The 11,781-nt window shown below is 70.2% G+C and carries 11 protein-coding genes and 1 riboswitch; of the genes, 4 read left to right on the top strand and 7 right to left on the bottom strand.

Features of this window, described 5'->3' with window-relative positions; all coding sequences use genetic code 11:
• Positions 1-97 precede the first annotated feature (97 nt).
• From J7I98_RS27285 to J7I98_RS27270, 4 genes are all read right to left on the bottom strand, one after another.
• Positions 98-1,096, bottom strand: a complete 999-nt coding sequence (locus J7I98_RS27285) for an ABC transporter permease (RefSeq protein WP_214927413.1) — start codon at positions 1,094-1,096, stop codon at positions 98-100.
• 413 nt (positions 1,097-1,509) lie between these two features.
• Positions 1,510-2,307 (bottom strand): enhanced serine sensitivity protein SseB C-terminal domain-containing protein, encoded by a 798-nt coding sequence (locus J7I98_RS27280; protein ID WP_214927411.1) that lies wholly within the window; start codon positions 2,305-2,307, stop codon positions 1,510-1,512.
• Positions 2,308-2,449: 142 nt separating this feature from the next.
• Positions 2,450-3,223 carry an enhanced serine sensitivity protein SseB gene (locus J7I98_RS27275; protein ID WP_214927405.1) on the bottom strand — a complete coding sequence of 258 codons (774 nt, stop codon included), beginning with the start codon at positions 3,221-3,223 and terminating at the stop codon, positions 2,450-2,452.
• Positions 3,224-3,273: 50 nt separating this feature from the next.
• Positions 3,274-3,963 (bottom strand): AAA family ATPase, encoded by a 690-nt coding sequence (locus J7I98_RS27270; RefSeq protein WP_214927404.1) that lies wholly within the window; start codon positions 3,961-3,963, stop codon positions 3,274-3,276.
• Between the two features lie 150 nt (positions 3,964-4,113).
• Positions 4,114-4,232, top strand: a riboswitch (glycine riboswitch).
• A 145-nt stretch (positions 4,233-4,377) separates the two neighbouring features.
• On the opposite strand from J7I98_RS27270, the gene gcvT reads away from it, so the two are divergent.
• From gcvT to J7I98_RS27250, 4 genes are all read left to right on the top strand, one after another.
• Positions 4,378-5,493 (top strand): glycine cleavage system aminomethyltransferase GcvT, encoded by a 1,116-nt coding sequence (gene gcvT / locus J7I98_RS27265; RefSeq protein WP_214927397.1) that lies wholly within the window; start codon positions 4,378-4,380, stop codon positions 5,491-5,493.
• 58 nt (positions 5,494-5,551) lie between these two features.
• Positions 5,552-5,932, top strand: a complete 381-nt coding sequence (gene gcvH / locus J7I98_RS27260) for a glycine cleavage system protein GcvH (RefSeq protein WP_214927395.1) — start codon at positions 5,552-5,554, stop codon at positions 5,930-5,932.
• A 19-nt stretch (positions 5,933-5,951) separates the two neighbouring features.
• Positions 5,952-7,214: a serine hydroxymethyltransferase gene (glyA, locus tag J7I98_RS27255; RefSeq protein ID WP_214927393.1), complete on the top strand. Its 1,263-nt coding sequence runs from the start codon at positions 5,952-5,954 to the stop codon at positions 7,212-7,214.
• A gap of 141 nt (positions 7,215-7,355) precedes the next feature.
• Positions 7,356-8,723, top strand: coding sequence for an L-serine ammonia-lyase (locus J7I98_RS27250; protein WP_214927386.1), 1,368 nt, complete (start codon positions 7,356-7,358; stop codon positions 8,721-8,723).
• Between the two features lie 54 nt (positions 8,724-8,777).
• Here J7I98_RS27250 and J7I98_RS27245 read toward each other — a convergent pair whose 3' ends face one another.
• The 3 genes from J7I98_RS27245 to J7I98_RS27235 all read right to left on the bottom strand — a co-directional run bounded on the left by J7I98_RS27245 (position 8,778) and on the right by J7I98_RS27235 (position 11,751).
• Positions 8,778-10,967, bottom strand: coding sequence for a cation-translocating P-type ATPase (locus J7I98_RS27245; protein ID WP_214927384.1), 2,190 nt, complete (start codon positions 10,965-10,967; stop codon positions 8,778-8,780).
• A 2-nt stretch (positions 10,968-10,969) separates the two neighbouring features.
• Positions 10,970-11,275, bottom strand: a complete 306-nt coding sequence (locus J7I98_RS27240; protein WP_214927382.1) for a DUF1490 family protein — start codon at positions 11,273-11,275, stop codon at positions 10,970-10,972.
• 95 nt (positions 11,276-11,370) lie between these two features.
• On the bottom strand, positions 11,371-11,751 hold the full coding sequence (locus J7I98_RS27235) for a metalloregulator ArsR/SmtB family transcription factor (protein WP_214927380.1): 381 nt from the start codon (positions 11,749-11,751) through the stop codon (positions 11,371-11,373).
• Positions 11,752-11,781 lie beyond the last annotated feature (30 nt).

The following is an 11,781-nucleotide window of genomic DNA, read 5'->3' as shown; positions in this document are numbered from 1 at the left end:
GCGGTTCCTGAAGTGGAACCGGCCATTGGGGGGTTGCCTCCTGACAGGTCGGCAGGGGCGTGTCACTGTGGCCGAACGGTGGTGCGGCGAGGCGCGGTCAGCGCGATCCCTTGGGATCGAGGGCGTCACGCACTCCGTCACCGAAGAGGTTGAAGGCCAGTACGGTGACGAAGATGGCCAGACCCGGGATCACCATGAACATCGGGTCACTCTCGTAGGTGCTCACCGCCTTGGAAAGCATCTGTCCCCAGGAGGCCGTCGGAGGCTTGACCCCGGCGCCCAGGAAGCTCAGTGCCGCTTCCGTGAGGATGTTGGTGGGGATCATCAGCGTCGTGTACACGGTGATGGGCGCCACCAGGTTCGGCAGCAGTTCCCGGAAGAGGATGTACGACCGGCCGGCGCCGAGGCTGCGTGCCGCCTCGACGTACTCGCGCTCCCTCAGCGAGAGGGTCTGACCGCGCACGATGCGGCCGACGTACGGCCAGCCGAAGAAGCCGATGACGACGATGAGCGCACCGATCCGCACCCCGCTTCCCGTGATGCCGAACAGCTCGTTGGGAAGGACCGAGACCAGCGCGATGATGAACAGCAGCTGGGGGAAGGCGAGAAGAACGTCCATGACCCGGCTGATCGCCGCGTCGACCCAGCCGCCGAAGTAGCCGGCGATGACGCCGAAGACCGAGCCGAGCAGGACGGCGAACATGGCCGCGAGGAATGCGACGAGCAGCGAGATGCGGGCGCCGTAGACGACACGGCTGAACACGTCCCGCCCGTTGATCGGCTCGACTCCGAACAGGAAGTCGGAGCTCATGCCGCCCAGTGAGCCGACCGGCGTGCCGAGCAGCGGGTCGATCTGGTCTTCGTGGAACTCGTTCGGCGGGTGTCCCAGGAGACTGACGATCAAGGGCGCGAAGACCGCGACCAGGATCAGGAACACCACGACCACGCCGCCGGCCAGCGCTACCTTGTCGCGCTTCAGCCGCACCCAGGCGATCTTCCATGGCGAACGGCCTTCGATGGCTTTCGCCGGGACATCGGCCGCGACGTCAACGGCTGCGGTCTCGGCCGCGCTCGTGTCGTGCAGTGGTGCCGTCATCGTGGTGGGGACCCCTCTCGGCTCGACCGACGGTGGTCGGCCCGTGCCCGCCGCTGTAGCGGCTTTTCGCATCGCAGGTGCATGTGGTGCAGAAGGTGCAGAAGGTGCTCAAAGAAACGCAGTTGACACGCGGAAAGCGGGTCGTACAGAGGACCGACGTTCCTTGTTGCGGGAGTCTTCAATGAGCGCGCGATCACCCGCCAGACCTGGCGGGCAATGGATGCGCAACCGTGATGTGGCCTGTGGGCTTCCGTTATGCGGACGCCGTGATCGGCTCAGCGGATCAGAAGTGGTCTATTGCACCAGACCGGACATGCCACTCAACAGCCGTTATGAACCGGCGAATTGGGCTATGGGGGTGCCCTTGTGGATTGGGGCAGGGCTACGGGCTGGGGGGGCTGGGGCCCGGGCCGTCAGTAGGCGCGGGGAGCGGGGTAGCCGTAGCCGGACGCGGTGGAGGAGGGGGCGGCGGGTGCGTGCGCCTCGCGGTCGTAGAACGGGCGTGCGTTGGCACGCAGCCACATGGAGACCGGGTCGTACTCGTCGGACATCGCGACGGTGGAGACGGGAAGCCCGTCGGGAACCACACCGATCGACTGCTGCATCATCGTGCGCACCGCGTCCACCGACTGCTGGCTCGTGTCGTAGAGGTCGAGTCCGACGGCCAGATACGGCGCCCCCAGCGCAGGCTGCACCCAGGCGCGGCGCAGCGAGCGGACTGCAGGCGTACGGTGGGCGTTCTGTGTGAGCAGGGCGTAGAACTGGGGGATCTCGATGGCCGGTTCGGACAGCCGCAGCGGCCCGGCGGGCATCCGGTCGAGCCCGCTCGCGATGCGCCGCAGGTCGAGCCACGGGATGCCGAGGCCGCCGCCGGGGGCGTGCGGGTTGAGCCAGATGCCCCAGCGGTCGGGGAAGAGTGCGCGCGCGATGTCGCGGCCGGAGATCACTTCGTACGCCCGGCTCCAGCCGCTCGCGGCGAGCTCCTGGGCGGACGTTACGCACGGGGCGTAACCGAGGCCGTCGATCTCCATGTTGCCGTACTGCGCGTCGGGCGAGCCCGCCTGGCCGTGCCAGAGGAGCATCCAGACCTGGCCGCCCGCCGGGTCGGCGAGGGCGCGCAGCAGCGCCTCATAGGCGTCGTACCGCCCGGGTGTCACCTGGCGCAGCATGTGCTCGACCTGCCCGGCCGCCGCAGTGCCTGACGCGCTCACCCTGGTCCCGCCCCTCTTCGATCCACCGTGTCACCAACCGCCCCCGTATGGCGAGGTCATCAAACCAGCTTAAGCGGCAGCACTGACACAGACTTGACGCTTGCCGCAGGAGCCCCTGGCAGTCCGCAGGAGTCCTCGGGTGTCAGGCGCGGGTGTAGAAGGGCCGCACCCTTTCCAGCATCCAGTCGGCGACCGGGTCCTTGGCGACGTCCAGCAGGAGCAGGTTGACGGGCCAGGGCACCTGGACCCGGCCGAGCGCCCGGCCGAGCGCGTCCATCGGGGCATTGCCGTCGGCGGCCTCCCAGGACGACAGTTCTACGCCGACGAAGAGCGTCGGGGACTCGCCCTCGATGCTGGCGAGCACCCTGCGGGCGGTGACCACGACCCGGCTCTCCTCGAACTCCCCCGCGGCGGCGGCGAGGAAGTCGACCGGCTCTTCCTGCCAGTCCGGCTCGAAGAGCCGCACCCTGGCTCCGCCGGCCGGTCCGTCCAGCGGCGTACGGCCGGCCCGGCACAGCTCGGCGACGGCGGCCGGCGGCAGCGGCACGCCGACCGCTCCGTCGGGGTTCACGGCGATGCCCAGCTGCGGGGGCAGGCCGCGGGCGAACTCACGGGCGGGGGCGACGGCGAAGGACATGTGGGGTCCGGCGCACTGGCGGAGCTGCTGCTCGGAGCTGAAGACGGGGACGTACGCCGCGCCCTGGATCTCCACGGTCGGCAGATCCAGGTCCGGTGAGTCGGGGCCGCCGCCGGACGGCAGCGGCACCCATACCTGGCTGCGGCCGAGCACCTCGACTATGCGGGCGCCTGCGGCGGGGTTGCCCAAGGAGGCGGCCAGGACCTCTTCGAGTTCGTTGCCCGGCCAGCCGCCGCCGCCGTGCGGATGGGCGGGTGCCGGAAAGTCTGGGTAATCCACGGGTACGACCTTAACGCCGGTGCCCGGGCATGCCCTGCGGGGCTGTTCCCCTACCGCTCCGGCGGGAAGTCGATCACCGTCAGCGCGCCCGCCGCATCCCGGTCCAGCAGCACCGCAGACGCACACCCCACCGGAACCCTGCCCCGCTCCGCATCCCGTACGAGCCGTGCCACCGCCCGCCGGTGCCGTGCGAAGGCGTAGCCGGAGACGCCTCGGCCACGTTCCTCCTGCCCGGCCCGCGCCACCTCCGGCGTCACGTCGAGCAGCACCAGGTGCAGGGCGACGCCCCGGCGGCGGGCGTCACGCGCCAGCCAGCGGCGTACCCAGGCGAGCGTGCCGCAGTCGTGGACCACGACGCTGTCGCCGGAGCGCAGCGCGCGCCGCAGCCCCGCGTAGTGGGCGGCCCGGACGAGGGGGCGGTAGAGCGCGTACGGCAGCAGCCTCGGCATCCGCGCCGCCCACCGCTCCCGTACATCCTGCGAATCGATGCGGCGCTGTGCACTGGACGTACGCCGGATCAGCGTGCTCTTGCCACTGCCGGGCAGGCCGGAGACGACCACGACGTCCCCCGCCGCGAAGCCCAGAACGCGCGGGCTGCGGCCCGCGCGTGCGCGCAGGTCGCGGACGGTCGGCGCGGGCCGGCGCGTGGCCTGCCTCGCCGGTGCGCCGTGCTGTGCGGGCACCGCGCCGTGCACGGTCCCTGCCGTGGCCGCGTACGCGCCAGGCTGCTGCAACGTCATCGTCCTCCCCCAGTCGGGTGTCATCCACCCTTGCCCAAGAAGTGTAAAGAAAAGGTAATGAGCCACAAGCGATTTGCGGGGTGCAGCCCGAGCGTCCCGCTCCCGGACGATGCGTGCAATGATGTGCGCGCCAACTGCATACCGGCCGCTTGAATCCGCGCGGGAGAGTCCGAAGCACCCAGTTGTACTCCAGTAGTACGCAGTGCCCAGGACGCCGAAGGAGCAAGTTCCTCCCTTGAATCTCTCAGGCCCCGTACCGCGCGGGCGAGGCAGATCTGAAAAGCGAGCCGCCGTCGTGCGGCTCCACCCAAGGTGCAAGCCGGGGCTCTTTTCCGAGCTCTCGGTGAACCTCTCAGGTTCCGATGACAGATGGGGAGGATTGTCCTCGCCTGTCATGCCCTGGGAGCCCCGCACATGAGCAATGTCCCCCGTCACACCGCCCTCGATGCGCTGCATCGCTCGCTGGGCGCGACCATGACCGACTTCGCGGGCTGGGACATGCCGCTCCGGTACGGCAGTGAGCGCGACGAGCACAACGCCGTACGGACCCGCGCCGGCCTCTTCGACCTCTCCCACATGGGCGAGATCACCGTCACCGGTCCCCAGGCCGTCGACCTGCTGAATTACGCACTCGTCGGCAACATCGGCACCGTCGGCCCCGGCCGCGCCCGCTACACGATGATCTGCCGGGAGGACGGCGGGATCCTCGACGACCTGATCGTCTACCGCCTGGCCGAAACCGAGTACATGGTTGTCGCCAATGCCGGGAACGCGCAGATCGTCCTCGACGCGATCACCGAGCGCGGCGCCGGCTTCGACGCCGAGGTACGGGACGACCGTGACGCGTACGCCCTGATCGCCGTCCAGGGCCCCGAGTCCCCCGGCATCCTGAAGTCCGTCACCGACGCCGACCTGGACGGGCTGAAGTACTACGCCGGCCTGCCCGGCACCGTCGCCGGCGTCCCCGCCCTCATCGCCCGTACCGGCTACACCGGCGAGGACGGCTTCGAGCTCTTCGTGGCTCCGGCCGACGCCGAGAAGCTGTGGCAGGCACTGACCGAGGCGGGCAAGGACGTCGGTCTCGTCCCCGCCGGGCTCTCCTGCCGCGACACCCTGCGCCTGGAAGCGGGCATGCCGCTGTACGGGCACGAGCTGACCACCGCGCTCACCCCCTTCGACGCGGGCCTGGGCAGGGTCGTCAAGTTCGAGAAGGAAGGCGACTTCGTCGGCCGCGCCGCCCTGGAGGCCGCCGCCGAACGCGCCGAGACCGCGCCGCCGCGCAAGCTGGTCGGCCTGATCGCCGAGGGCCGTCGCGTCCCGCGCGCCGGTTTTTCCGTCGTGGCGGACGGCAAGGTCATCGGCGAGGTCACCTCCGGCGCCCCGTCCCCGACGCTGGGCAAGCCGATCGCCATGGCATACGTCGACGCCGCGCACGCGGCGCCCGGCACCTCCGGTGTCGGCATCGACATTCGCGGTACGCATGAGCCGTACGAGGTCGTCGCGCTGCCGTTCTACAAGCGCCAGAAGTGACCCCACGCACAACCTGCCCGTTCACCAGCACTCCCCCGCGTACAGGAGAATTCAGGTCATGAGCAACCCCCAGCAGCTGCGTTACAGCAAGGAGCACGAGTGGCTGTCGACCGCCGAGGACGGCGTCGCGACGGTCGGCATCACGGAGTTCGCGGCCAACGCGCTCGGTGACGTCGTCTACGCCCAGCTCCCGGAGGTCGGCGACACGGTGACCGCGGGCGAGACCTGCGGCGAACTGGAGTCGACCAAGTCGGTCAGCGACCTGTACTCGCCCGTCTCCGGCGAGGTCGTCGAGTCCAACCAGGACGTCGTGGACGACCCGTCGCTGGTGAACTCCGCCCCGTTCGAGGGCGGCTGGCTGTTCAAGGTACGCGTCGCGGAGGAGCCGGCCGACCTGCTCTCCTCCGACGAGTACATCGCCCTCACCTCCGGCAACTGAGACCTCGATCGGGACCGTGATGACGCTTCTCAACACTCCCCTGCATGAGCTCGACCCGGACGTCGCCGCCGCCGTCGACGCCGAGCTGCACCGCCAGCAGTCCACCCTCGAAATGATCGCCTCGGAGAACTTCGCTCCGGTCGCCGTCATGGAGGCCCAGGGCTCCGTCCTTACCAACAAGTACGCCGAGGGCTACCCGGGCCGCCGTTACTACGGCGGCTGCGAGCACGTCGATGTCGTCGAGCAGATCGCCATCGACCGCATCAAGGCGCTCTTCGGCGCCGAGCACGCGAACGTACAGCCACACTCGGGCGCCCAGGCCAACGCGGCCGCGATGTTCGCGCTGCTCAAGCCCGGCGACACGATCATGGGTCTGAACCTCGCCCACGGCGGGCACCTGACCCACGGCATGAAGATCAACTTCTCCGGCAAGCTCTACAACGTGGTTCCGTACCACGTCGACGACGCCACCGGCGAGGTCGACATGGCCGAGGTCGAGCGCCTCGCCAAGGAGTCCAAGCCGAAGCTGATCGTGGCCGGCTGGTCCGCGTACCCGCGTCAGCTGGACTTCGCCGCCTTCCGCCGCATCGCGGACGAGGTCGGCGCGTACCTGATGGTCGACATGGCGCACTTCGCCGGTCTGGTCGCCGCGGGCCTGCACCCCAACCCGGTGCCGCACGCCCACGTCGTCACGACCACCACGCACAAGACCCTCGGCGGTCCGCGCGGCGGTGTGATCCTGTCCACGCAGGAGCTCGCCAAGAAGATCAACTCGGCGGTCTTCCCCGGTCAGCAGGGCGGCCCGCTGGAGCACGTCATCGCCGCGAAGGCCGTCTCCTTCAAGGTGGCCGCGTCGGAGGAGTTCAAGGAGCGCCAGCAGCGCACCCTGGACGGCGCCCGCATCCTGGCCGAGCGCCTGGTGCAGCCCGACGTCACCGAGCACGGCGTGTCCGTCCTCACCGGCGGCACGGACGTCCACCTGGTCCTCGTCGACCTGCGGAACTCCGAGCTCGACGGCCAGCAGGCCGAGGACCGTCTCCACGGGCTCGGCATCACGGTCAACCGCAACGCCATCCCGAACGACCCCCGGCCTCCGATGGTCACCTCGGGTCTGCGGATCGGTACGCCCGCGCTGGCCACCCGCGGTTTCCAGGCCGAGGACTTCACCGAGGTCGCGGACATCATCGCCGAGGCCCTGAAGCCGTCGTACAACGCCGACGCCCTGGCGGCACGCGTCACGGCGCTCGCCGACAAGCACCCGCTTTACCCTGGTCTGAAGTAGTTCCGTACGCAACAGACTCAATATCGGGGCACCGCGCACACTGGACAGTGAGTGCGGTGCCCCGGCTCTTGTACCCGCCATTGATCATCTGCACCACCCCCGGCAGACAGCGGCGTCTACCAACCCCTTAGGAGTACCCCCGTGGCCATCTCGGTCTTCGACCTGTTCTCGATCGGCATCGGCCCGTCCAGCTCCCATACGGTCGGCCCCATGCGCGCCGCCCGGCTGTTCGCCGGCCGGCTCAAGAACGACGGCCTCGTCGCCCACACCGCCGCTATACGCGCCGAGCTCTTCGGCTCGCTCGGTGCGACGGGTCACGGCCACGGCACCCCGAAGGCCGTACTGCTCGGCCTGGAGGGGAACTCCCCGCGCACGGTCGACGTCGAGACCGCCGACGAGCAATTCGAGCGCATCAAGACGGACAAGCGCATCAACCTGCTCGGCGTGCACGAGATCGGCTTCGACTTCGACAAGGACCTGATCCTGCACCGCCGCAAGGCCCTGCCGTACCACGCGAACGGCATGACCCTGTGGGCGTACGACGCCGAGGGCGCACCGCTGCTGGAGAAGACGTACTACTCCGTGGGCGGCGGCTTCGTCGTGGACGAGGACGCGGTCGGCGAGGACCGGATCAAGCTCGACGACACCGTGCTGAAGTACCCCTTCCGCACCGGCGACGAGCTGCTGCGCCTGGCCAAGGAGACCGGCCTTTCGATCTCCGCCCTGATGCTGGAGAACGAGAAGGCCTGGCGTACCGAGGCCGAGATCCGCGAGGGCCTCCTCGAAATCTGGGGCGTCATGCAGGCCTGCGTCGCGCGCGGCATGTCCCGCGAGGGCATCCTGCCCGGCGGCCTGAAGGTCCGCAGACGCGCCGCGAACACCGCCCGCAAGCTGCGCTCCGAGGGCGACCCGCAGGCCCTCGCCATGGAGTGGATCACGCTGTACGCGATGGCGGTCAACGAGGAGAACGCCGCGGGCGGCCGCGTCGTCACCGCCCCGACGAACGGCGCCGCCGGCATCATCCCGGCAGTCCTGCACTACTACATGAACTTCGTGCCGGGCGCCGACGAGGAGGGCGTGGTCCGCTTCATGCTCTCCGCGGGCGCGATCGGCATGCTCTTCAAGGAGAACGCCTCCATCTCCGGCGCCGAGGTCGGCTGCCAGGGCGAGGTCGGCTCCGCCTGCTCCATGGCGGCCGGCGCGCTGGCCGAGGTCCTCGGCGGCAGCCCCGAGCAGGTCGAGAATGCGGCCGAGATCGGCATGGAGCACAACCTGGGCCTGACCTGCGACCCGGTCGGCGGCCTCGTGCAGATCCCGTGCATCGAGCGCAACGGCATGGCGGCGGTCAAGGCGGTCACGGCGGCGAAGATGGCGATGCGCGGCGACGGCAGCCACAAGGTGTCCCTCGACAAGGTCATCAAGACCATGAAGGAGACCGGCGCGGACATGTCGGTGAAGTACAAGGAGACGGCGCGCGGCGGTCTGGCGGTCAACATTATCGAGTGCTGAGGCGCTCCTGCGGCTCCCCGGCCGCGATGCGGACCGTTCACGTCGAGATCCCGGTCAGCGCACCCGCCGGTCCTCCAGCGGGGCCCGCGTCAGTACGTCGTCGGCCACCCGGGGCAGATGCGGTGTGTGGCTGACCAGACGGGCCGAGTTGCCTACGACCGCGATGCTGCTGGTGTTGTGCAGCAGGGCGGCGAGGACCGGGTTGATGGAGCCCCCGGCGCCGGCCAGCAGGCCGAGCAGGTTGACGCCGATGGCGAGGCCGTAGTTCTGGCGTACGACGCGCAGGGTGTGGCGGCTGAGTTCGACGACGGCGGCGACCTGGCGCAGGTCGTTGCCCGCGAGGGCGATGTCGGCGGTCTCCAGCGCCACGTGCGAGGAGTGCTCGCCCATGCTGATCCCGACGTCGGCCAGGGCCAGGGCCGGGGCGTCGTTGGTGCCGTCGCCGACCATCGCCACCGTGTGGCCCTCGGCCTGCAGATCCCGGATCAGCTGGAGTTTGCCCTCGGGCAGGGCGTGCGCGTGCACCTCGGTGATGCCGAGCGCGTCGGCGACGACCTGCGCGGTCTCCGGCGCGTCGCCGGTGAGCAGCACCAGGCGGGACACACCGAGGTCGCGCAGCTGGCCGATGACGGTCTCGGCTCCGGCGCGTACGGCGTCGGAGACGCCGAGCATGCCGATCAGGTCATCGTCGTGGGCGAGGCAGATGACGGTCTCGCCGCCGCCGCGCAGCCGTTCGGTCCAGCCCTGGGCGTCGTCGGTGAGTTCGACGCCGTGCCGGCGCAGGAGGGCCGGGCTGCCGACCAGCAGGCGGGTTCCGTCCAGTTCGGCGCGCATGCCCATGCCGAGGACGACCTCACAGGCCTGGTGGATGGGTACGTGAAGGTGCTGCTCCTCGGTACGGGCGACGATGGCCTGGGCCAGGGGGTGGCGGGCGTGCAGTTCCCCGGAGGCGGCCAGGCTCAGTACGTCGTCGGCGCTGAAGCTGTCGCTGAGGCTGACCACGCTGGTGACGAGCGGCCGCCCGAAGGTGAGGGTGCCGGTCTTGTCGAAGACGACGGCGGTGACGCGGCCCACGCCCTCCAGGTGGGTGCCTCCCTTGATGAGCGTGCCGCGGCGCGCTCCGTTGCCGATGGCGGCGCTGATGGCGGTCGGTGTGGCCAGGCCGGCCGCGCAGGGGCAGGCGATCAGCAGCATCGTCATGGCACGGCGGGCGTCGCGTGTGAAGACGTACGTCAGGGCGGCCAGGGCGAAGGAGACCGGGACGAAGCGCTGGGTGAAGCGGGTGGCCACCGTCTGGATCGGCGCCCGGTCCGCCTGGGCCTCCTCGACGCGGCTGATGATGCGGCCCACCGTGGTGTCGCGCCCGACGTAGGTGGCCCTGACGTGGACCGACCCGGAGGTGACGATGGTGCCCGCGTAGACGTGGGAACCGGTACGGGCGTACACCGGCAGGGCCTCTCCGGTGACGGCGGCCTGGTCGACCAGGGCGTCGCCGGAGACGACGTGTCCGTCGACCGGGATGCGGTGGTGCTCGTACACGGCGACCACGTCGAACGGCTCGACGTCTTCGAGCGGCACCTCGGTCTCGACGCCGCCCTCGTCCACGAGCCAGACGCGCTCCTCGCCGATGGTGAGCAGCTCCTCGATGGCGCGGCGGGTGCGGCGCAGGGTCAGGGTCTGGAGGAACTCGCCGATGTTCAGCAGCCACAGCACGGTGAGGGCCACGACGTTCTCGCGCAGCAGCAGCGAGATGAGGGTCGCCGCGGAGACCAGGGTGTCCGTCCCCGGGCTGCTGCGGCCGCGCAGCGAGCGCAATGCGCCCCGGAAGAACGGCAGGCCGGTGAAGAGCGTGACCGCGCCGAGGAATCCGGTGGAGCCGAGGGTGATCCGGGGCCTGCGCAGCAGCCGGCGCAGCGCCACCACCGCGAGGACCGCCCCGCCGACCACGAGCCGGGCGAGCTCGCCGGTGGAGGAGTCGGGCGTGGACTTGGTTTCCTTGGCGGGCGCGGATGCGGGCGGGGCTTCCTCCAGCGCGGCGATCAGCCGGTCGACGTCCAGGAGGTCCGGATCCGCCCAGATGACGACGCTTCCGGTACGGGGAAAGATCCGCAGCGCACGGAAGCCGCCGATGCCGGCCAGTCGTTCGTCGACCAGTCCGGCGGTGCCGGGGCGGGCCCGTACCCAGGGAACGGTGAGCCTGGCCCGGCCTGACGCAACGGAGCGTACGACCACGCCGCCGGACATGATCAGTGCTCGTGTCCGTGGTCGTCGACGCTGACGGCGGAGGGCGGCGGCGCCTCTTCACCCAGTGTGGTCCGGGCCTCGGCGAGCATGTCACCCGCCTTGAGCCGGGCCTCTTCGGCGGCCGAGGCCAGCCAGCGGCCCGCGACGATTCCGCCGGCTATGCCGCCGACGAGCGCTTTGCGTGCGGCCGGTTTCGCTTCGGGGAGGCGCTTGGAGGCCCCTCGGATGATCAGGCCGCCCACTACTCCGGACACCGCGTAGTGGGCGAGACGTCCTGCTGCGGCACCGGCGAGAGCGACGGGATGCATGCGCAGTCTCCTTCCGTCTGCTGCCGTACGGGCTGGACGGACCCCTTTTTCAAGTGTGCGCGCGCGTGGTGCGCGAGGCGAGTGCGCAAGGCGATTCAGAGCGCGCGAGGCGAGTCAGCCGGTGGGGCGTCACTCAGGCCGAGCCTCAGGTGCTCGACGTGGAACAGGGCCTGGTCGAGCAGTTCGGCGACGTGGTGGTCGTACAGGGCGTAGACGATCGAGCGGCCGCGCCGCTCTCCGGCGACCAGGCCGAGATTGCGGAGCAGGCGCAACTGGTGGGAGCAGGCGGACTGTTCCATGCCGACGGCTTCGGCCAGTTCGCCGGCCGCGCACGGGCCTTCCTGGAGGCGGGCGAGGATCCTCAGCCGCGAGGGGGTGGCCAGCGCCTGGAGGGTCGCGGCGACGTCGGACATGCCCACGGCGTCGAGGCGTTCGCGGGTGGTGGCGGTGCTCTTGTCGTCGACTCCGTGGCCCATGTCCGCCATCCTACCGACGAAGCATGAAGA

Source organism: Streptomyces sp. ISL-98, from assembly GCF_018614055.1.
GTDB classification, from domain to species: domain Bacteria; phylum Actinomycetota; class Actinomycetes; order Streptomycetales; family Streptomycetaceae; genus Streptomyces; species Streptomyces spiramyceticus.
The sequence above is the reverse complement of the archived record's forward strand: the minus strand, read 5'-3'. Positions and strand labels throughout refer to the sequence as shown.

Coding starts and splice junctions, on each gene's coding strand:
- J7I98_RS27285 (WP_214927413.1), bottom strand. CDS start 1,096: ATGACGGCACCACTGCACGACACGAGCGCGGCCGAGACCGCAGCCGTT.
- J7I98_RS27270 (WP_214927404.1), bottom strand. CDS start 3,963: ATGACGTTGCAGCAGCCTGGCGCGTACGCGGCCACGGCAGGGACCGTG.
- gcvT (WP_214927397.1), top strand. CDS start 4,378: ATGAGCAATGTCCCCCGTCACACCGCCCTCGATGCGCTGCATCGCTCG.
- gcvH (WP_214927395.1), top strand. CDS start 5,552: ATGAGCAACCCCCAGCAGCTGCGTTACAGCAAGGAGCACGAGTGGCTG.
- glyA (WP_214927393.1), top strand. CDS start 5,952: ATGACGCTTCTCAACACTCCCCTGCATGAGCTCGACCCGGACGTCGCC.
- J7I98_RS27245 (WP_214927384.1), bottom strand. CDS start 10,967: ATGTCCGGCGGCGTGGTCGTACGCTCCGTTGCGTCAGGCCGGGCCAGG.
- J7I98_RS27240 (WP_214927382.1), bottom strand. CDS start 11,275: ATGCATCCCGTCGCTCTCGCCGGTGCCGCAGCAGGACGTCTCGCCCAC.
- J7I98_RS27235 (WP_214927380.1), bottom strand. CDS start 11,751: ATGGGCCACGGAGTCGACGACAAGAGCACCGCCACCACCCGCGAACGC.